General features: G+C 60.1%; 19 protein-coding genes and 1 pseudogene. 4 read left to right on the top strand and 16 right to left on the bottom strand.

Annotated features, from left to right (window positions below):
• Positions 1–46 precede the first annotated feature (46 nt).
• On the top strand, positions 47–994 hold the full coding sequence (locus tag OH720_RS12270; protein WP_272605819.1) for a LysR family transcriptional regulator: 948 nt from the start codon (positions 47–49) through the stop codon (positions 992–994).
• Positions 995–1,047: 53 nt separating this feature from the next.
• On the opposite strand, the gene OH720_RS12265 is transcribed toward OH720_RS12270, so the two are convergent.
• From OH720_RS12265 to OH720_RS12210, 12 genes and pseudogenes are all read right to left on the bottom strand, one after another.
• Entirely contained in the window at positions 1,048–1,314 is a 267-nt protein-coding gene (locus OH720_RS12265; protein WP_272605818.1) for a DUF2790 domain-containing protein, read from the bottom strand.
• Positions 1,315–1,555: 241 nt separating this feature from the next.
• A complete protein-coding gene (locus OH720_RS12260) occupies positions 1,556–3,223 on the bottom strand; it encodes a BCCT family transporter (protein ID WP_272605817.1) in 1,668 nt (555 codons plus the stop codon).
• 223 nt (positions 3,224–3,446) lie between these two features.
• A complete protein-coding gene (locus OH720_RS12255) occupies positions 3,447–4,616 on the bottom strand; it encodes an MFS transporter (RefSeq protein ID WP_272605816.1) in 1,170 nt (389 codons plus the stop codon).
• Positions 4,617–4,643: 27 nt separating this feature from the next.
• Positions 4,644–5,015 (bottom strand): ethanolamine utilization protein EutQ, encoded by a 372-nt coding sequence (locus OH720_RS12250; RefSeq protein WP_272605815.1) that lies wholly within the window; start codon positions 5,013–5,015, stop codon positions 4,644–4,646.
• Positions 5,012–6,340 carry an NAD(P)/FAD-dependent oxidoreductase gene (locus OH720_RS12245; RefSeq protein WP_180204192.1) on the bottom strand — a complete coding sequence of 443 codons (1,329 nt, stop codon included), beginning with the start codon at positions 6,338–6,340 and terminating at the stop codon, positions 5,012–5,014. Before OH720_RS12245 ends, OH720_RS12250 begins: the two co-directional genes overlap by 4 nt.
• A gap of 10 nt (positions 6,341–6,350) precedes the next feature.
• Complete coding sequence (locus OH720_RS12240; RefSeq protein ID WP_272606439.1) at positions 6,351–7,595, bottom strand: FAD-dependent oxidoreductase; 1,245 nt, start codon at positions 7,593–7,595, stop codon at positions 6,351–6,353.
• Positions 7,584–7,748, bottom strand: a pseudogene (locus OH720_RS12235) (rubredoxin); the annotation flags it as partial. The gene OH720_RS12240 and the pseudogene OH720_RS12235, both read right to left, overlap by 12 nt.
• Positions 7,749–7,753: 5 nt before the next feature.
• Positions 7,754–9,199 (bottom strand): aldehyde dehydrogenase family protein, encoded by a 1,446-nt coding sequence (locus OH720_RS12230; RefSeq protein ID WP_272605814.1) that lies wholly within the window; start codon positions 9,197–9,199, stop codon positions 7,754–7,756.
• Between the two features lie 12 nt (positions 9,200–9,211).
• Positions 9,212–10,399 carry an aromatic ring-hydroxylating oxygenase subunit alpha gene (locus OH720_RS12225; RefSeq protein ID WP_272605813.1) on the bottom strand — a complete coding sequence of 396 codons (1,188 nt, stop codon included), beginning with the start codon at positions 10,397–10,399 and terminating at the stop codon, positions 9,212–9,214.
• Between the two features lie 287 nt (positions 10,400–10,686).
• Positions 10,687–11,604: a LysR substrate-binding domain-containing protein gene (locus OH720_RS12220; RefSeq protein ID WP_272605812.1), complete on the bottom strand. Its 918-nt coding sequence runs from the start codon at positions 11,602–11,604 to the stop codon at positions 10,687–10,689.
• Positions 11,605–12,649: 1,045 nt separating this feature from the next.
• Entirely contained in the window at positions 12,650–12,970 is a 321-nt protein-coding gene (locus OH720_RS12215; protein ID WP_272605811.1) for a DMT family transporter, read from the bottom strand.
• A 61-nt stretch (positions 12,971–13,031) separates the two neighbouring features.
• On the bottom strand, positions 13,032–13,487 hold the full coding sequence (locus OH720_RS12210; protein ID WP_272605810.1) for a carboxymuconolactone decarboxylase family protein: 456 nt from the start codon (positions 13,485–13,487) through the stop codon (positions 13,032–13,034).
• 223 nt (positions 13,488–13,710) lie between these two features.
• On the opposite strand from OH720_RS12210, the gene pdxR reads away from it, so the two are divergent.
• The 3 genes from pdxR (at position 13,711) to OH720_RS12195 (ending at position 16,502) form a co-directional block, all read left to right on the top strand.
• Positions 13,711–15,129, top strand: coding sequence for a MocR-like pyridoxine biosynthesis transcription factor PdxR (gene pdxR, locus OH720_RS12205; protein WP_272605809.1), 1,419 nt, complete (start codon positions 13,711–13,713; stop codon positions 15,127–15,129).
• 105 nt (positions 15,130–15,234) lie between these two features.
• On the top strand, positions 15,235–15,867 hold the full coding sequence (locus OH720_RS12200) for an FMN-dependent NADH-azoreductase (RefSeq protein ID WP_272605808.1): 633 nt from the start codon (positions 15,235–15,237) through the stop codon (positions 15,865–15,867).
• A 20-nt stretch (positions 15,868–15,887) separates the two neighbouring features.
• On the top strand, positions 15,888–16,502 hold the full coding sequence (locus tag OH720_RS12195) for a TIGR00730 family Rossman fold protein (protein WP_272605807.1): 615 nt from the start codon (positions 15,888–15,890) through the stop codon (positions 16,500–16,502).
• A gap of 85 nt (positions 16,503–16,587) precedes the next feature.
• Here the strand turns inward: OH720_RS12195 and OH720_RS12190 are convergent, their stop codons facing one another.
• The 4 genes from OH720_RS12190 to OH720_RS12175 form a co-directional block, all read right to left on the bottom strand.
• Positions 16,588–17,235 (bottom strand): hypothetical protein, encoded by a 648-nt coding sequence (locus OH720_RS12190; protein WP_272605806.1) that lies wholly within the window; start codon positions 17,233–17,235, stop codon positions 16,588–16,590.
• A 598-nt stretch (positions 17,236–17,833) separates the two neighbouring features.
• Entirely contained in the window at positions 17,834–18,250 is a 417-nt protein-coding gene (locus OH720_RS12185) for an organic hydroperoxide resistance protein (RefSeq protein WP_008064280.1), read from the bottom strand.
• A 569-nt stretch (positions 18,251–18,819) separates the two neighbouring features.
• Entirely contained in the window at positions 18,820–19,878 is a 1,059-nt protein-coding gene (locus tag OH720_RS12180) for an IS110 family transposase (protein WP_272606438.1), read from the bottom strand.
• A gap of 873 nt (positions 19,879–20,751) precedes the next feature.
• On the bottom strand, positions 20,752–21,081 hold the full coding sequence (locus OH720_RS12175) for a hypothetical protein (RefSeq protein WP_272606437.1): 330 nt from the start codon (positions 21,079–21,081) through the stop codon (positions 20,752–20,754).
• Positions 21,082–21,245 lie beyond the last annotated feature (164 nt).

Here is a 21,245-nt window from a genome sequence, read left to right as displayed (position 1 = left end):
GGCCCTGTGCCGTCCTTTTTTTTGATCAACCCAAGAGGCGACCACGATGGATGTTTTCCAGGGCATGCGGTTTTTCATGGCGGTCGCCCAGAGCGGCAGCTTTACCGCAGCGGCACATTTGCTGGACACCACCACGACCAACGTTTCCAAGGCGGTCACGAGTCTGGAGGCCCGGTTGCAGACCCGCCTGATCAACCGCACGACCCGGCGCCTGGCCTTGACCGAGGCCGGCACACGTTACTTGCAGCGCTGCGAGAAGATCCTGGATGAACTGCGAGAAGCGGAAGAGGAAGCAGGCACCGCACAGGTCACCCCCGTGGGCCGCCTGAAGATTCATGCAATGTCGGCCATCGGCAACCACTACGTGATCGACGCCATTGCCAGTTACCGCGAGACACACCCCTCGGTCCTGTTCGATCTGGTTTTGACCAATCGGCTGCCCGATCTGCTGGAGGAAGGTTACGACATGTCGATCGTATTGGCGCGCGACCTGCCCGACTCAGGTTTTGTCGCCCAGCGGCTGGGCATCACCTACAGCATTCTCTGCGCCTCGCCAACTTATCTGAAGCAACGCGGAGTACCCGACACGCCGGGTTCGCTGGGTTCACATGATTGCCTGAGACTCGTCAACACGGTCATGCCAGTGGAGCACTGGGTGTTCGAAGGCCCCGCAGGCGTGGAGACCGTCAACACGCCGGTGTCGCCGTTTCACGTCAACACCGCCGATGCCATGACCGTCGCCATCACCCAGGGCATGGGGATCGGCATCCAGCCGATTGCGTCCGCCGTGGCCGGCCTCAAGGCCGGCACCCTGGTGCGGGTGCTGCCGCAGTACCATTTTGAAGAGTTGAACCTGTTTGCCATCTACCCTTCACGAAAATTCGTCGATGCAAAAATAAAAACCTGGGTGGAGTTTCTCAAGGACTACCTGCCCGGGTTGCTGGCTACCGATGACAAAATTGCACGCTCGTCAAAATACGCCGAAAGAGCCTGAGTGCTCCCGCGCCGAACGGATGGAGTGTCGACCCTCCACCGTCATCACGGTACTCAACCGTTCGAGCACCCAGTGCCCATGACCTGATACTGCATGACATGGCGCTGGCCTTGGGAATCTTCGTAGGTCATCTGCGCCGAAACCGGACCACACTCTGGCGCGACATCGGTCACTGAAATGACCTTCTTGATGTCCAGCTTCGAACCGTAGGTGTAGGTCTCGATCGGTGGCTTGTTGGCCGAGATTTTGGCATGGCTTTCTTCGGCAAAGGCCTGGATGCCAATGCAACTGAGCGCAAGGAAAATTGCGATTCTTTTCATGGGGTTCACCGTCTCGTTCAGGGGGCTGATGTGTACCGCTGGAACCCGTGGCCCGGGTTCATTTGGTAGAGACGATGCTAGGGGTTTGCCCCGCTGCCAAACAGCGCCCTGACGGATAAACACTGTTAACAGAATGCGCAGGAATGCAGGGATCGGAAATTGAAGGAGAGGATCAAAACGCAACCGTCGGCTGTGTCGGCAGCAGACGGTTGCGGTGTGTTCACGGATGCCTCAGCGAGGCTCAGTAGACGGGTGTTGCCGCCAGCGCATCACGCCCCTCTTGTGCCGAACGCTCCTGCTGCGGCAGGCGATCCAGCGCAGGCGTCCAGGCCGGCACGGCGGGCATCTCCTTGCGCAAGCTGTGGATCAGCGTATAGGACATCACCAACAGCAACATGGCGATCGGCAAACCGGCGGCGATACTCGCCATCTGAATGGCCTTGAGTCCCCCGGCCAGCAACAGCCCTGCGGCAATGGCACCTTCGAGAATGCACCAGAGCAGCCTGATCCAGTTCGGCGGATTGGTGCTGCCCAACGCACACAGGGTGCACAGGACCTGGGTGCCGGCATCCGCGGTGGTGACAAAGTGCACACCCAGCAACACGCAGACCAGGATCGACAGCGCGGCGCCAATGGCCTTGCCATCGAGCGACTGCAGCAAGGTGAACATGGCCGCCGTGGTTTCTTTCTTGGTGGCGAGCAACACGGTGCCGCCTTCGAACTTCGGCTGCTCCTGGGTCACCACCTGGCTGGCGACGGATGCCTGGTAGGCCTGCCTGTCCTGCTGCTCGTTTTTCAGCGCCGCGCCACCGAACACCGACATCCACAGGATGGTCACCATGGTCGGCACCACCAGCGCCCCGATCACCAGTTCACGGATGGTCCGGCCTTTGGAAATACGCGCGATGAACAGACCGACAAATGGACCCCAGGTCATCCACCATGGCCAGTAGAACGCCGTCCACCAGTTTTGCCATTCGCTGTCTTTTTGCGTGTCCATCCAGAAACTCAGGCCAACGATGTTTTGCACATAGTCGCCGGTGGATTCAAACATCAAGTTGAGAATGTAACGGGTCGGACCGATCGCCAATACAGCCAGCATCAAGATAAAGGACAGGTACATATTGAGCGTGGAGATTCGCTTCATACCTTTGGACAGTCCGGCCAACAGTGAAATGCAGGCAACGATACTGACAAACAGAATGATCGATAACTGCAACCCGACACTCACCGGAATACCGAAGACCTGATGCAATCCGGTATTGATCTGCACCACACCGAGGCCAAGCGACTGGGAAACACCAAAGGCGGTGATGACCACCCCCATGATATCGACCACATGGCCGATCCAGCCGTAGATACGATCGCCAATCAGCGGGTAAAGCAGCGACCGCAGGGCCAGCGGCAAACCTTTACGGTAGGCGAAATACGCCAGGCTCAGGCCGATCATGGAGAAGATCGCCCACGGGTGCAGGCCCCAGTGGAACAGTGTGATGCGCATCGCCAGGGTGGCGGACTCGTCCGTCAAGCCCTTGGAGAACGGGTTGTCGGCGTAGTGCAGCATGGGTTCGGCGACGGACCAGAAAATCAGTCCGATGCCCATTCCCGCGCTGAACAGCATGGCAATCCATGAAGCGAAAATGAACTCGGGAACATCCTGTTCGGTGCCAAGTTTCAAGTTACCGAAACGGCTGATCGATATATACAGCAGTACGCCCAACACACCACTGATCAGGGCGATGTAATACCATTTGAAGTTGTGCAGGATAAACACCGAAGCCATTTCAAACGCCTTGGCTGCCTGTTCATCTTTAAATGCACAGAACACGACAAACAGGATCACCGCTAATATCGAAGCAACAGTCACATTCGGATTAAGGCCTTTCAACAGGCCGGATTGAGCACGCATTGTTTTCCCCTTTTGTTTTTGTATAAGGGTTTGGATATGTTCCGCAGTACGCTTATCGCCGGGTATCGACTGACACCAGGACGGTTTCATCTGCAGCTGGATTCCGGTCTATTGCGCCTTTGGCAGCATCGCCAAGATGGTTGAAAGTTGACCAGCCTTCAAACCATTTTTCGTCACCGACTCATGAGAAAAACGCATCAATACGGCGCACTCCAGCGCCTGTCTACAGGGTGCTTTCGCAGGCCCCTTGTTCGCTCAAGCGCGTAACTTGCGCCTGCCCTACCAACAGGGCCAGCAACGCTGCGCTGCCCGCCAGGAAGAAATAAAAACTCGAGGTGCCGAAGCCCTCCATCAGCGCTCCGGCAATGAGTGGCCCGATACAGGCGCCGACCCCAAAGGTGATCAACAGCATGCCCGAGAGCGAAACACGCAATGACGGCTCCATGTTGTCATTGGCCAGCGCCACGCCCAGCGGGTACAGGCAGAACTGCAGAAAACCGATGCCCGCACCGAACCACAGCAAGGTCAGGAACGAAGGCGTTTGGGTGAACCCCAGCGGCAGGCTGATGAGTACCAGCAATACCGCCACCGCGCGGATCAGGCTCGCACGGGGTAGCCGGTCCGACAGCCAGCCCAACGGTAACTGGGCCAATAGCCCGGCACCGATTGTCAGTGCCAGGAGCTGGCCGATCTGCGCGGTGCCCAATCCCTGCTTGCTCGCATAGATCGACGCCAGGCCGTAGAAGCTGCCGTTGAGCATGCCGGACACCAGGATCGTCCCCAATGCCTGCGGAATGCGCCGCAGGAACAAGCGCAGGTCGATCGAGGTCGCGGGCACCGCCATGGGGTGCGCGCTGCGGGTCAGCGCCACCGGCACCGAACACAGGGCGAACACCATGGCCACCGCCAGCAGTGCACGGATGCCCAGCCCCTCGTCGAGACTCAAGGCCAATTGGCCGAGCATCATGCCGACGTAGCTGGCGACCATGTACAGCGCCAGGACACCGCCGCGCTGCTCGGTTCGGGCCTGGTCATTGAGCCAGCTTTCCAGCACCATCAATTGGCACATCATGGCCAGCCCCACCAGCGCCCGCAGTATCAGCCAGAAAGCCAGGGACGTGCTGAACTCATGAGCCAGGACCGCCGCCGCAATCGTTGCGGCGCAGGCCGCGTAGGTGCGAATGTGACCGACCTGCGCGATCAGGCTGCGCCCCACCCAGCCACCCAGCACCATCCCCAGGGCATTGGCGGCCATCAACGCGCCACCCGCCGTTTCGCTCGCGCCCAAGGCATTGAGGCGCAGCGCCAGGTAGGTCATCAGCAAGGTCGATCCCAATTGCATCAACAAGCTGGCCAGGTAGAGGGCGCCGAAGGTTCTTGTCAGTGTTATCACCGTGCCGACTCCCTGAATAATGATGGTTCAAGCCAAACCGTGCAGTTGCTTCCAGTTGCCCGGGTGAACCACATACCCGAACAACGCGTGCCCGCCATAAACCAGTTCCGTGCCTTCGGGAATCCACAGCAACTGGCCGGGTGTGACGGCAAACAACTCGTCGCCGACCTGCAACTCGAAGCACCCTTCGATGACGAAAATCACCTCGTCATACAGCACCGTCCAAGCCACTTGCGCACCTTCCCAGCGGGCAAAACCGACACCGATGTTCGGCGAGACTTCGTTGCTGAGGGCGCGCGCCACATAGGCAGCGCCTGGCGGGCCACCGCGAAAGGTAAAATCCAGGTCCTGATGGTCGATGCGCAGCACTTGGCGCTTGCCTTTATCCGTGAGGCTCATAGCTCGCTCCGGCTGTTCCAGGCCGCCAGGCGAATGCGCGAGCGAACACCCAGGCCGAGAAAGGGTTCCGGCGGGTTGAGCGACGGCATGCCGGTCACCGCGCGGATGTCGTTGAGCTGCACCGATTCGGCACCCACCGCGAGATCGGCGAGCATCGTCCCGGAGATGGTGCCCCAGGCCGCACCGACGCCGTTGTCGCACGCCGACGCGTAGACACCGTTTTCCAGTTCGCCAAAGAAGTTGGTGAAGTTACGCGAGATGGCGTAGACGCCGCCCCAGGTATGGCTGAACGGCACCTCGGCCAGCTGCGGGAAACGCGCCAGGAAGGCCTTGCGATGGGAATCCTGTACTTTCGAACGCATGGCATCGCTGGTGCTGCGACCGTATTTGGGCACGTGCTTGTAGGTGTTGCGGATAATCAGGCGGCGGTCCTGGGTCATGCGCACCGTGGTGCCGGCGTGATCCGCCGGGGTCAGTCCCCAGTCCAACTGGCCGCCATAGGTCGCCAGCTCCGCATCGGTCAGGGGGCGGGTCCAGCTGGCAAAGGTCATGACCGGCAACAGGCGATTGCGCAGGTAGCCGAACTCCTGGGTGAAGATGCTCGTGCCCAGCAGCAGCTGCGGGGTACGGATCTGCCCGGCGGTGCCGTGTAAGATCCAGCCGCCACGGCCGTCGCGCTCCAGGCGCTGGATCGGTGATTCTTCCAGCAGCTCGACGTTGGCCGGCAAGGTCCGGGCCAGGCCCGTGACCAGCGCCGCCGGTTGCATCAGGTAGCAGCCGGGGGTGTAGATGGCGCCGCGATAATGGCCGGTACCCAACACCTTGGCCAGCTCGGCGCTATCGGCCCGGCGGAACGGTTCGCCGAGATCGCTCATCAGGCGTTCGAAATGATCCAGGTAAGCCAGGCCACGTTCGCCGACGGCGCCTTGATATTTGCCGGCATGGGACCACTGGCAATCGATCCCACGGGTTTCGACCAGGCCCTGCAGCTGCGCAATCGCGGCGCGGTTGAGCGACAGCAAGCGCTGCTTGTGCGCAGGGTCCGGATGCTCCAGCGCGAACTTGTGCGGCAGGTCAATCACAAACCCCGAATTGCGCCCCGAGGCACCATGGGCGACCCGTTGCGCATCCACCAACAGGATACGGGCTTGCGGATGATGTTCAGCCAGGCGACGGGCCGCGGCCAGGCCGGCAAAACCCGCGCCGATCACGGCGTAGTCGGCGCGCTGTTCGCCGGACAGGCGCTTGCACGCCGGTTGTTCGGGCAACGCTGCATACCAGCCGCAACTCGCATCGTCGTAAGGCAGGTTGATCGTGTTTTTCATGTGTCTGGCCTCAGGCAACTGCCTGCTGAGAGTGCTGACAGGACTGCAGCAATGCGCTGCGTTGCGTTTGCGCTTGGCGACCGAGCAGTACAAAGCCATTAAGCTGGCCCCGGGCATCATAGAAACCGGCACTCAAGCCATCCTCGGTCGGCGTGCAACGCCATTCGCCTTCGCAGGCGATGGCCGGCGCCAACAGACACAGCGGCGCGGCCGGGGTTTTTACCGTGACGGGCATCAACGGGTAGTCGACGGCGGTCGGTTGGCCGAGCAGGGTTTTGCTCAGGGCCTGGATGCCCTGGTTGATCGGCGCCAGATAAGGCAGCAGTTGCCCGCCAATCTCGATGCAGTCGCCCAAGGCGTAGATGCCCGGCACAGAGGTTTGCAACTGGGCGTTGACTTGAATGCCTCGCCCAACCGCCACGCCAGCGCTCTCGGCCAGGCTCAGGTCGGGGCGCAGGCCCACCGCGGACAACACCAGATCAGCCTCCAGAGTGTGGCCATCGGCGAGCGTCAGGCGATAGCCCTGCCCGCTGGAGTCGATGGCTTGCAGCGTGTTCTGCAGATGCCACGTCACCCCCAGTTCCCCCAGCGCATGCTGCAGCACCTGCCCGGCTTCGGCGGGCAACAGGCGCTCCATCGGCCAGCGGCCCAGGCCGATGACATCGACGCTAAACCCGTTGTGCGCCAGATCGTTGGCAAACTCGCAACCGATCAGACCGTCGCCGAGAATGGCGACGCGCCGCACGCCGCCCAGGCGTTCACGGAAGCCCTGATAGTCCTGCAGGTTGTTGACGCTGATCAGCGCCGACGTATCGCCCTGGATCGGCAAGCGAATCGGTTGCGCACCGCTGGCGAGGACCAACTGGCCGTACTCCATGTCACCGAAGCTGGTACTCAAGCGACGCGCTGAACTGTCGATGCCCAGCACCTTGCAGTGCGGATAAACCCGCAGGTTCAGACGCTGCTCGATGGCCAGCGGCGTTTCGCCGGACAAGGCCTCGGCGCTTTTGCCCTGGGACAGCCCGATCGAAAGCGCGGGCTTGGAGTACAGGTGACCGGACTCCTGGGTCAGCACGCGGATCTCGACCTTGTGGTCGGCCTTGCGCAACGCCTGGGCCAGGCCGTAACCGGCATAACCGCTGCCGATGATGACGATCGGCTGGCGTGGCGACGGCGCGGCGACAGGCAGCGGTGGCGCGCTGACCGGCACGCTGGCGACCGTGGCCGCCTGGGTGTACTCACTGATATCGAGCATCTCGAAATCAGCCTTGCCCACGTGGCATTCGGGGCACATCCAGTCTTCGGGGACATCTTCCCAGCGGGTGCCGGCGACGATGCCGTCCTGTGGCCATCCCAGTGCCTCGTCGTAAATCAGGCCACACACGATGCAAAGCCAAGTCTTGAACATGGTATTCACTCCCCGGCGACCCGGATCGCCACGTTTTTGGTGCGCACGTAGCTGTACAAGGCTTCCTGGCCCTTTTCCCGGCCAAAGCCCGACAGGCCGACGCCGCCAAAGGGTGTTTCAATGCCACCGGCATACCATTCGTTGACGAACACCTGGCCGGATTTCAGGCGGCGCGTGCAGCGCATGGCGCGGCTGATGTCCTGGGTGAACACCCCCGCCACCAGGCCGAACTCGGTGCCGTTGGCGATGGCAATCGCCTCTTCTTCGGTGTCGAACGGCATGATCGCCAGTACCGGCCCGAACACTTCTTCCTGGGCAATGCACATCTGCGCGGTGACGTCCTTGAACACCGTCGGGCGCATGAAATGCCCGGCCCGGTCAGCGAATGCTTCACCCCCGGTGACCGCCACCGCGCCGTCTTCCACTGCGCGGCGGCACAAGGCTTCGATGCCCGCCAGTTGCCCGGTGCTGACCACTGGTGTGAGGTCTGCGTTGTCCTGGCCCAGGCCGACGCTGAGCCCCTCGGCCATGGCCACGACGGCCTCGACCACCTCGTCATAGATCTCGCGCTGCACCAGCAGCCGCGACATCGCCGAACAGACCTGGCCGGCATTGAAGAAAATGCCCGACTGGACACTGGCCAGCAGTTGTTCACGGTCCACATCGGCGAAAGCGATCGCCGCGGACTTGCCCCCCAGTTCCATCACGCTGGGAATCGCATGTTGCGCGGCATCGCGCAAAATCGACTGGCCCGTCGGCACGGAACCGGTGAACACGATCTGGTCGACAGCGCGATGGCTGACCAGGTACGCGCCGACTTCGCGGCCGCGGCCGCAAATCAGGTTGATCGCGCCGTCGGGCAAGCCGGCCTTGGCAATGGCGCGGATCAGCACGCACATGCCCAGCGGTGAAAGCTCGGGGGACTTGATGACCACCGCATTGCCAGCCGCCAGGGCCGGGGCCAGGGAACGGGCGCAGATCGACACCGGGAAATTCCACGGGACGATCTGTGCCGACACGCCCATCGGGTCGTACAGGGTAAAGTCCATGTAGCCGTTGCCCAACGGGATCGAGGTGCCTTCGATCTTGTCGGCCATGCCGGCGTAATACTCGAAGTAGCGCGCCGCCTCGATGAACTCATCGCGGGCATCGCTCAGGCGCTTGCCGTTTTCCTGGCACAGCACCCAGGCACCCTCGTCGGCCACAGCGCGAATTTCCTCGGCAATGCGCAGCAGCCAGGTGACGCGCTGCGCCGGACGCACACGGGTCAATTCACCGCTGTCGGCACAGCGGCGGGCAGCCAGCAACGCGCGCTCGGCATCGTCGACGGTGGCCTGGGCGATGGTTGCGAGCGGCTCAGCCGTGCCGGGGTTGTTCACCGTCAGGCGCTGGGCGCTGTCGCACCATTGCCCGTCGATGTAATTGAGCCAGTGGGAGGCTATCGGATACATGGGACAACCTCCTCAGGCAGACGGCGTGGTGGCGAGCAGTTGACGTGCGGCCCACTGGTGGAAGAAGTGCGTCGGGATGTCCATTTCCGGAGAGAACGCGCCGCCCTTGTAGCCTGGGGAATGCCGGCCTTTCTGCATGCCTTCGACCGAACTGATGTCTTCGGCGAACACCACTTTCCAGGACTCCAGGATCGCTTCGCGGCAAGCGCTGAATTCCTCACTGGTGGCTGCGTCATCGCCCACATAGAACAGGCGCAGGTGTTCAATCGTGCGTCCCGGCGAGACCGGCTCCAGCTGCATGGCGAAGGCATGGTCAGCCTGGATGCCGAGCAGGACGTTCGGGAAGAACGCGACATACTCGGCGTTGCGCAGGCGATCCAGCGGCCAGGCGGGGAATTTCGGCAAATGCGTCCCGGCGACGTCCGACAGGTTGTAGGCGTAGCTGCCCTGGCCGGCGAAGTGCTGGTCGAAAATGATGTTGTAGTGGTCTTCCAGGCGCGAGTACGAGTTCAGGCTCGGGTGCACCCACGGCAGGTGGTAGGCCTCGCAGTAATTCTCGACCGCCAGTTTCCAGTTGCAGTTGATGTCCAGCGTGGTGGCGTCATGACCCGGACGACGGCGCAGCAAACTCATGCCGTCCTTGCCCAGGAACTGCGTCCAGCGTGTGGTCAGAGGGGCCAGCATGTCTTCGAGCGATTGCGCGTCGCCGGACAGGTTGATGAACACCATGTCCATCCAGATGGCGCTGCGGATGGCCTTCAAACCGTGTTTTTCACAGGCGAAGCGTTCGTCCTTGTGCTGGTCGATACCGCCGACATGGGGCGTGCCACGCAGCCCGCCGTTGAGGTCGTAGGTCCAGGAATGGTAAGGGCAGCGAATGACGCCCTGCACCTCACCGGCCTCCTCCACCAGCTTCATGCCGCGGTGACTGCAAACGTTATGGAACACCTGCACCAGGCCTTCACGGTTGCGCATCAGCAGCAAAGGCAGCCCCATGAAATCGACGGGCTTGACCGAACCGGCCTTGCCCAGGTCACTGGCGAAACCTACACATGCCCAGGTTTTACCCAGGACCTGATCGCGCTCAAGTTCGAAGTAGCGTTGTTCGGTGTAGAACTCGTTGCTCAGGCCGGTCGCTTCATGAATCGGATTAAGGACGGTTTCAAGTTGATGCACAGGAATTTGCTGGATGCTGCTCATTATTGTTTTCCCCTGCTGGGCACGGTGTTGAAGGGTCGGCAAGCTCATCGGCCAAGGTCCGCTGGCAGCAAGTTTGGGAAAACAGGGGGGGTGTCGACAAACGATATTTCCGGCTCGACTCATGACTTTTTGTCATAAATAAAGGCAGGCGTATTTTTTAGTAGAACGCTTGTCGTGCGCACTTCAGCGCAGGCAACGGGGCCGCTCGGCATTAAAAATACCGAGGGTTCGAGATATATGACGCAAGAGTGTTTAAGTTCGTGGTGGTGACAGCCATGACAACGGGGTTACTTGTTGTCCTCGGGCGGTGGAAGTTGATTCATCAGCCAACTGCGAAAGCGTTTTACACTTTGCCGCATACCGCCACGCGCTAAGGGTTCGAGCAAACAAAACTGCGCTTCTGTGCGTAACACGGTGTCGAGCGGTCGCACCAAGGCACCGGTCTGCAGGTAATCATCGACCAGGTTGGACCAGGCCAGCGCAATACCCTGTCCGCCGATAGCGGACTGGATCAACATCGAATAGCTGTTGATATTGATCCGGCGCTTGGGCTCGACGTTTTTCAGGCCCAGGCTGCGGAACCATTCAGGCCAGCCGATCCAGTCACGCTGCGGGTCGTCGAGGAACAGCCAGGTGCAGGCAGCCAGGTCCTCTGGCTTGTTCAAGGCCGGGTGCTTGGCCAGGTAAGCGGGGCTGCAGACCGGGAACACTTCTTCGGAAAACAGCGGCGTGACCTGCATGTCCCTGGGCGGTGTGCGGCAGTAATACAGGGCCAGGTCACAGTCCAGGCGCGAGAAATCCTTGACCTGGTCATGGGCGATGATCCGCAGATCGATCTCTTCGTTCTCCCGTTGAAACTCACTCACTTTAGGCAACAGCCACAGTGAAGCCATCGCGGTACTGGTGGCAACCGTCACTTGCTCGGCACCCTGCCAATGACGAATTTCACCGGTGGCCTGGGCAATATGCAGCAACGAGGCACGGACCGTTTCATAGTACTGGCTGGCTGCGGGGCTCAGGTGAATCGTGCGGGTGGTGCGTTCGAACAGGACCTTGCCCAGATAATCTTCAAGCAGGCGAACTTGTCGACTGATTGCCCCTTGGGTGACATTCAATTCTTGCGCGGCCAGGGTAAAACTCAAATGGCGCGCTGCCGCTTCAAACGCGACCAGGCTGTTGAGTGGCGGTAAAGGGTGGATTTTCATACGAGGCAGGTCACGTCGTTATTCTGGTTTTATCGCGGGAGTTTAGCCCCTGGCACAGGTGGTGGACAGCGGCATTGACGGGCCCTGGCAGACGATAGGAAAACCTGTAGGAGCCCGGCTTGCCGGCGAAGGCGTCCTGGCAGCCGATGATTGTCTTTCAGGTGTACATATCCATTCCTGCGGTAACGGCCACCAATGGTTTCGCCCTTACGGCGAGTCACTTGGAAAAGCCCCAAGTAACCAAGGGCTCTTGCCCCTGGCGTTCGGTGCCTCGCTAAGGCTCGGCATACCCTCGCTCCGGTCCTGCTCCGTGGGTCGCCGCGATGGGCCATCCTTGGCCCAGCGCGGCTAAACCGGCATCCCTGCCGGTTTACCCACTGCGCAGAACCTCCACTCGGCCTCTCGAGGGGGCAAGAAAATCAAAAGCCAGATCAAGATCAAACGCAAAAGCGAGGCGGCCTTAAAGCCGACCTGGTTACAAGCTTGTCCCCGCCCCCCCCTGTGGGAGCCAGCCTGCTGGCAATGGTCGTCAACGATAACGCGCCCTGTCTGAATGATCGCGTTGTCTGGACGTCCATTGCCAGCAGGCTGGCTCCCACAGGGGATCAGGTACACCCGTAAGAGTCAGGTCGGCTATAAGGCCGCCTCGCTTTTGTTTTTGATCTGGGTGCCCCGTTAACCACGCTGGCCGAACGCAGGCATTGCGCAGTGGGGAAACCGGCAGGACGCCGGTTAAGCCGCGCTGGGCCAGGGATGGCCCATCGCGGCGACCCACGGAGCAATGCCGGAGTGAGGGCATGCCGAGCCTAGGCGAGGCACCGAGTGGTGGGGCAAAGCCTTTTGCTTCCTTTTTGGCGTTTGAAAAAGGGAGTCGCCGTAAGGGCGAAACCATAAGTGGCCGTTACCGCAGCAATGGATATGTACTCAGACAACAATCCCCCAAAGGCTACGACACGGTATGGACCAACGTTGGGAGAGGCCCAGATGGAGGTCGTCACAGGTTGACGGACAGGCTCAGGGCGTGAGGCGGCAAGAAGATCAAACCTCAGTTCGCCGACACCACTTTAAGCCCAATGACCCCCGCCAGAATCACCCCGATGCAAACCAGGCGCAGAGGTGCCGTGGAGTCCCCCAGCAGCGCCATGCCGACAATCGCAGTGCCCGCCGCGCCGATGCCGGTCCATACCGCATAAGCCGTGCCCACCGGCAAGGTGCGCAGCGAAAGTGAAAGCAGGAAAACGCTCGACAACCCGGTGACGACCGTCAAGACACCGGGAACCCATCGTGTGAAACCTTCGGAGCCCTTCATGTAGAAGGCGAAGGCGATTTCCAGAATGCCGGCGATACCCAATAGTGCCCAGGCCATGTGTCACAACTCCTTCAGAGGGTCTCGCCGGACCTCGAAGCCAGGCGAGAGAGGCTGTCGATCAGGCTTTTTGAGCCGCCGCCGGTGTCGAGCGGAATGCCACGCCGAGCCGGTTGAATGCGTTCATCAAGGCGATGGCGTAAGTGAGATCCGCCAGTTCCTTTTCGTTGAAGATGGCGGTCGCGGCCTGATAAATGGCATCAGGAACAGCGGTTTCGGCGACCCGCGTGACGCTTTCGGCCCAGGCCAGCGCCACGCGTTCACGCTGGGTGAAGAGATTCCCGGCGTCGTGCCACACCGGCACCAGCACCAGCTTGTCTGCCGCGACACCCAGGTTGAGTAAATCGCGCGAATGCATGTCGATGCAAAACGCGCAGCCATTGATTTGCGACACCCGCAGGTAGACCAGGTCGATGAGTTCGGTGGGCAGATCGCTCTTTTGCAGATAGCCGTAGACGTTGCCGAAGGCCTTGTAACCTTCAGGGGAAGCACTGGCGTAGTTGATTCGCGAAGTCATGATGGATCCTTGAGTTGGCTGTGTGAAGGACTGCATCCTGGGACTGTTTGGTCTATGGTTGAAGATCCATGTTTCGGCTTCTGTACTGGGCCATGTTTGCTTAGGCGCGGCACCTTCATGGCCTGGTCCTCAAGATGATTCATGGATCTTGGAAGCAGGTCATGATGGCTTGTAGGATCATTGTTCATGCCGGCAACCCAGGTGTTTGCCCCAGAGTGCGTCCATGACCAGCCCCATCAACAACCTGTCACCCCTCGATCCCGCCTCGAAGGAGCCGATCTACCGGCAAATCTACTGGCGGTTTCGCGCGGCGATCAGCGACGGCGTACTCGCGCCCGGCGCGCGCATTCCCGCGGCCCGGGCGCTGGCAAAAGAGCTGGGGCTGGCCCGGGGCACCATCGATACCGCGTATTCGTTGCTGGCGGCCGAAGGTTATATCCAGTCCCGTGGTCAGGCCGGCACGGTGGTGGCGGCAGGGCTCACGCTCAGAACAGACTCGCGCCGTGACGAACACGCCTTCAACCCGCTCGCCGGCACCTCGGTCCGGCACAAGGCGCCAGTGCTGCCCTTTCAAATGGCCTTGCCGGCACTGGATGTGTTTCCACGCAAGATCTGGGCGCAGATCGGCGCTCGCTGCGTGCGCGCCACCGGAGTCGCGGACATGGCCAATCCATCGGCGTACGGATTGGAATCCTTGCGCAGTGCGATCGCCAGCTACTTGCAAATGGCGCGCGGCATCGATTGCCAACCTTCCCAGGTGTTCGTCACCTCGGGTTACCGCAACACCCTGACGCTGATCGTCCACGCCTTGCTGAAACCAGGCGACCGTGTGCTCGTCGAAAACCCCGGTTACCCCCCTACCCGCCAATTGCTCGAGTATCTGCAGATCGCGGTGCAACCCGTTGCGGTGGACCAGGACGGCATGCAGGTCGAGCAAGGTGTGAGCGCTTCACTTGACGCCCGCGCGGCGGTGGTCACGCCGGCCCATCAAAGCCCCTTGTGCATGTCGCTGTCATTGCCGCGCCGCCTGCAACTGCTGGAGTGGGCACGTCGGGAGCGATCCTGGATCATCGAGGACGACTATGACGGCGAGTACCGTTACGTCAGTCGTCCGCTACCCGCGCTCAAGAGCCTGGATCGCGACGGACGCGTGTTGTACGCCGGCACCTTCAGCAAAGTACTGTTTCCCGGCATCCGCCTGGCTTATCTGGTGGTGCCGCCAGCGCAGGTCGAACGCTTCGAACACGTCAGCCAGACCTTCCTCGGCGGTTGCCCGGAGCTCACCCAGGCCATCGTCACCACCTTTGTCACCGAGGGCCATTTCGCCCGGCATATCCAGCGCATGCGCAAACTCTACGGCGAACGCCGGGAGGCGGCGGTCAGAGGACTGACGAATGCCTTGGGCGATCAAATTCACATCGACGCCCAACCGGGCGGCATGCACCTGATTCTGCGCTTGTCCCGGCCTCAATCCGACCGTGCACTGGTTGAGCGCCTGCTGCATGCAGGCATTTACGCCGAAGCCTTGAGCGAGTGTTGCATCGGCCCTCAAACCCATTGCGGCTTGCTGCTCGGCTTCGCCAACATCGCCTCGAAAGCCAGTGCCGAACAGCTTGGACAACACATCCTGGCGCTGCTCTGAATCCAGATTCATGGCCCACACACGCAAGCCATTCTTGGCTCTTTGTCGCGGGGCCAAGCGACTCCATCATGCAGACCTGGTCTTCAACGAACATCAAAGGGTCCCATGAAAATACTGCGCGTGATCTGCAGCCCGCGAGGGACAGCCTCCGAGAGTTATCGGCTCTCGCAAACCCTCATCAACCATTTGATCGATAGCCATCAAGGCTGCGATTTCATCATCACCGAGCGCGGGGTCACAGGGCTTGCGCATGTCGATGCCGACTATGCCGAGGCCGTGAGCAAACGCCGCGATCCATCCAATGCTCACGCCGCCAAAGGCGCCCTGTTGCAGTCCGAACAATTGATCCGCGAGCTGGAAAGCGCCGACTGCCTGGTGATCGCCACCCCCATGCATAACCTGATGGTGCCTTCGGCGCTGAAGGCCTGGCTCGACCATGTGATCCAGGCCGACCGAACCTTTCGTATCACTCCCGAAGGCAAGGTCGGCACCTTGCGCGACCGGCCAGTGTTCATCGCCATCGCCTCAGGCAGCACCTTCACCGGCGCCAACGCCCGGCAACCGGACTTTCTGCGGCCGTGGCTGAAGGCCGTACTGGCGAGTATCGGCTTGCTCGACGTGAAGTTTTTCTCAGTAGAAGGCACCGGGCAAGAACCCCATGCGTTGAGCGCTACCCGAGAAAAAACCGCGAAGGAAAGCGCGCTGTATTTTTCCAGCCGTGCGCCAATGCCCGCCTGAATCACACCCAGGAAAGCACCATGACGATCGCTTCTCCCCTGCGCAGCATTGCCGTGTTCTGCGGCTCCAACTACGGCCTCAACCCCGACTATGTCGAAGGCGCCCAGGCCCTCGGCCGGGAAATCGCCCGGCGCGGCTTGCGCCTGGTGTATGGCGGCACCGACAAGGGCTTGATGGGAGTGATGGCCGATACCGTACTCGCCGAGGGCGGCGAGGTGGTTGGCATCATCACCCGCCTGTTGTTCGATCTCGGGCATCTGCATCAAGGCCTGACCCGGCATGAAGTGACGCAGGACATGCGCAGCCGCAAGACGCGAATGAGCGAATACGCCGATGCCTTCATTGCACTGCCCGGCGGTCTGGGGACTTTTGAGGAGTTGTTTGAAGTGGCGACGCTGACGCAACTGGGCGAACACCACAAAGGCGTCGCCTGCCTGAACATCGGCGGCTTTTTCAATCCGCTGCGCAGTCTTCTCGACCACGCCGTGGCTGAAGCCTTCATGAAGACCGAGCACAGCGAGATGCTGTTGATCGATACTGATCCGGTAGCACTGATTGATGCGCTTGAGCAGTGGCAGGCGCCGACCGTGACGAAGTGGATCGGACCTGCCCCGTTACCCGTTACAGCGCAGTGACAGGAACGCTTTCAGGTCCTGGCGATGTTGCTCCCGAAAATCTGTCGCCAGGACCTTTTTACTTCAGCGCTCGCGCATCACCGAGTCAGTGTGCGCCAGCCATCGTCCATTGCGGCGCGATGGTCGTGTTGTGGCGCTTGGCTCGCTCAGTCAATACCAGCATCGTCAGGAAGCCGAGCACGATCAGAACCGGGTACGCCATCAACAGTTCGGAAAGGGAGTATTTCCAGGCCAAAGGACGGCCGACGCCGAGCATGGCGGCATACATCCACGATACCGCCGACAGCGAACCACAAAACAGGGCCAGCATGCGTGCGCTGAATCCGAGCTCAAGCAAGGAGCCTGCCTTTTGCAGGGCCGGCAATACCAGTCGGTGCAGCAGGATGCCGTTATAGGTCAGCAGCACGACAATGATCACCTTGGCGTGAAGCTTCGGATTCATGAAGTACTCCGTGCCTTTGCCGAGGTAGTCGATGCCGATGATGGCGGCGCCCGTCACCCATAGACCGATCAATGCCATCACGACAGATTTCTGCAGACTTTCCATGTGGGCATTGTCATGTTCAGTCAGCACTTTGCGTTTCAGCATATCCCTGACCATTGCAATATCACTGGTCAGCACTAGACCAATCGCCACGCAACAGGCGAGCAAATGAACGTACACAACGCCCAGCCGCAATAACTCCATGAATTCTTTATGTTCGATCAGGCTCATAATTGTGTTTATCGCCACGGGTATCTCTCCACCTTGTTAGATAGTTCAGATCGGCCAATCAGCAGAATGTTTTTCTGCACGACCTTGCTCATACAAGAAAACTGACCAATAGGTTTATTATCGAAATCCTATTTAGCCAGTTAGGGAATTGATGACAGCTTAGTGACTACCTCTCAATTTTCGGGTAAAAAAATCCCCATCTGCATTCACTGCATTTGAGGTTCTATTTCCACTTCTTGTTTTCGATTGCGAGTGCAGGCCATGGATGACGTGCTGAAGAATCTGAGGCCCGCAGGCCGTAAATGTTCATTTTTTAACCACTGCACCGACAAGCGGTAGCGCCCTCGGGGACCCTCGGCACGGGTAATCAGCCAGCAACTAGCGCGTAGAGGCCCGTTCCAACTGAGCTGGTTGATTTACATGAACATCGACGTAGACAATTGGATCCACTAGTTGCCATGTGAGCAATAGACCAGATCGATAGCAGGCTCTCATTTATTTCCTGCTCGATTGAACAGTCAGACTATTCAGTGGATCCGATTATTGATTACTGAATATTTTGCAAGTCCTGGCGACATTGCCAAAAACTGTCGCCAAGACTGTTTGTTATTTCAACTCAAACCAACTTCAGCGTGACGTTTATGTTGTTGCGGGTGGCCTTGGAGTACGGGCAATACTTGTGGCCGGTGTCGACCAGTTTCTGTGCAGTTTCGCGATCCAGGCCCGGCAGGCTCACATTCAGCCGCGCCTGCAGCAGGTAGCCGCCTTCATTGGTACCCAGGTCCACCTCGGTGTCGACGGCCACATCCTTGGGCAGTGCAACCTTGAGTTCCTTGGCAGCCACGCCCATCGCGCCGATGAAACAGGCAGACCAACCGGCGGCGAACAACTGCTCGGGATTGGTACCACCGCCACCTGCGCCCGGAGACGACAGCTTGATATCCAGGATGCCGTCGGAGCTGCGCGAAGCGCCGTCCCGCCCGCCGGTGGTATGGGTTTTTGCGGTGTACAGGACTTTGTCGAGCTGGTTCATGATGATCTCCTGATTGAATTGAGGTTCAGTGCAATGTCAGGTGAATCAGAAAAACGGCCTTCAGGCTTGATGCCAGGCATTCAATGATAGACGGCGCTGCCCAACCGGGTGCCCGATCCGACAAAGGCCATCCTGCATTGCGCAAACTGGCTTGCCAGCGAAGACTGCCTCATATCCAACCCATCTATCGGGCTGTACTCGATCTACTGTGGGAGCTGGCTTGCCAGCGATGACGGCCTGACAGCCGACCTATTGCTTGTTGACAGAGTACATATCCATTTCTGCGGTAGCGGCCACCTATGGTTTCGCTCTTATGTATGGACTCGCCCCCACTGGCCACCTGTTTTTCAAACACTGCTACCCGGTTGCATCTATGTATAAGGCCTGTTCGAGGAAGCCCTGTCTGCGGCTTCTGGCCGACATTGGTTGAGCTCGCGGTATGCCGATTACATGCAGGCCTCGAAGGCCGGTAAGAGCGCAGGCATCGATCCGCGACGGTCTGACCTGGGGTCAATGTTTTCTAGCAGGGGCTGAAGCGCCGTGGCGCCCCGGTGGCAGAACGCTTATGTTCAGTGACTTGGCGCAGCTGGCCGGCCATGGGCCGGTTGGCTGCGGTAAGTCTGCTCATTTTGTAGCAGCACCCAAACGATTCGCAGGTTGCGGTTCGCCAAGCGTATCGCCGCTTCCTTGCGCCCCAGCCGGGCCTGCCACCGTTGCAAGCGACGATCGTCGGGCAGCTCCGAATCCGCGCGCAAATGCCTCAATACCGCGTGAGCGCCTTGAACCATCAGGCTGCGCACATAGCTGTCGCCGCGTTTGCTTATCCGGCCCAGGCGAATTTTCTGCCCACTGCTTTTCTGCTCAGGCACCATGCCGAAGTAGGCGGCGAACTGGCGTGCATTGGCGAAGCGCTCAGGGTCGGTCTGCTTGGCCAAAAGCGCAGTGGCGATGATCGGGCCGATCCCGCGCACGGTCATCAGCCGTCGGGCCGTTTTGTCCTCGTTCGCGGCCTTCTCCAGGCGACCGGTCAGGACGTTGACCCGTTCGCCCAGTTGGCGCCACTCACCCAGCAGCTCGTCGATCAGTTCACGCAACATCTCCGGCAACGGTTGAGTGGCATCTTCCAGCACCCGAGGCAGGGTCTGGTTGATCGCCGCATCACCCTGTGCCAGGACAACGCCATGCTCCATCAGCAAACCGCGCATCTGGTTACTCATGGCTGTGCGCCGACGGACATAACCCTGGCGGGCCCGGTGCAAGGCCTGCATGGCCAGTGCGGTGGCGCTTTTGATGGGGACCGCGGCAATTTTGCTGTCGCGCCCGGCACGCAATATGGCCAGTGCATCATTTCGATCATTTTTGGCGCCGCTGCGGTGCTGGGCCACAAGCTGTGCCGGAAGAATCCGCGCCAGATTGCCCTGAGCCTGTAGTTGGCGCGCCCATGCTTGAGCGCCTGGACCTGTTTCCACGAGCACTACTATCCTTGGCGGCAGTTGGCGCAGAAAGGCATGAAAGGCTTCACGCGACTTGATGCGTTCTTCGTAAAGCACTTGGCCAAGAGCGTCTTCGCCTGCCACCTGAAAGACCTGCTTGGCCAAATCGACCGCCACTGTCGTGCAGGCCGACAGATCGCTGGAAGACAAAGACTGTTTAACCGTCGTATGCTTTTTCATGGATTCGCCCTCGCTGTCGGTGGCTTCTTAGACTGCCCCCGTGGCGCATTGACGCCTCGGCGCGGGCGAGTCCATCCAATTACAGCGAGTCACTTGGAAAAGCCCCAAGTAACCAAGGGCTCTTGCCCCTGGCGTTCGGTGCCTCGCTAATGCTCGGCATTCCCTCGCTCCGGTCCTGCTCCGTGGGTCGCCGCGCTGGGCCATCCATGGCCCAGCGCGGCTAAACCGGCGTCCATGCCGGTTTACCCACTGCGCAGAACCTCCACTCGGCCTCTCGATGTGGCAAGAAAATCAAAAGCCAGATCAAGATCAAACGCGCAAGCGAGGCGGCCTGACAGCCGACCTGATTGCAGGTCTGTCCGCGTTCCCCCTGTAGGAGCCAGGCTTGCCGGCGAAGAACGATAACGCGGTACAACAGATACACCGCGGCGTCTGGTTCGCCGGCAAGCCTGGCTCCTACAGGGGATCAGGTACACCCGTAAAAGTCAGGTCGGCTGTCAGGCCGCCTCGCTTTGGTTTTTGATCTGGGGTGCCCCGTTAACCACGATGGCCGAACGCAGGCATTGCGCAGTGGGGAAACCGGCAGGACGCCGGTTTAGCCGCGCTGGGCCATGGATGGCCCATCGCGGCGACCCACGGAGCAATGCCGGAGTGAGGGCATGCCGAGCCTAAGCGAGGCACCGAGTGGTGGGGCAAAGCCTTTTGGTTCCTTTTTGGCGTTTGAAAAAGGGACTCGCCGTAAGGGCGAAACCATTAGTGGCCGTTACCGCAGGAACGGATATGTACCCGCAAAATATCCAGTTCGTACGTTCTGATCGCCTACCCCTGTTACTTACGCGCCAACTTGTACTTCACACAATCGTCATAAAAAGTCTGCCGAACCGCCGCCGGCTTGAGCCGTGTCGGGCTGTCGTAAGTTTGTTCGGTAATGCCCATCGCCATCATCCGCATCCACGGCTTGGCAAACTTGTACGCCTGGATTTTTTGTCGCGCCGCATACAGCGAAACCCCAGACAACTTGAGTTCCTGGGCTCTTGCCGCCGTGCCCGCGCCCCAACTGCACATATAAGTATCACCGGGCTTCAGTTCCCTGGCCTGGGCAGAAACTGTAAGACCCGCGACGCTGAAAAAGGTCAGCACGACCCAGACATTGCGCATTTGCATTCCACCTAACCGCCTGAAAATAAAGCGATTCTGGCGCCAGTCGGGAAATCTGGGGGCCAGCATAATGCCTTCTATGCAATACATTGATTTGCATCAGTAAACGAAAGCCGTTTTCTTGCGACATTTCAAAACTTTGCTATAGCTAAGCTCTCACCGCC

This window comes from Pseudomonas sp. WJP1 (assembly GCF_028471945.1).
Classification (GTDB): domain Bacteria; phylum Pseudomonadota; class Gammaproteobacteria; order Pseudomonadales; family Pseudomonadaceae; genus Aquipseudomonas.
This window is presented reverse-complemented; position numbering and strand designations above follow the sequence as displayed.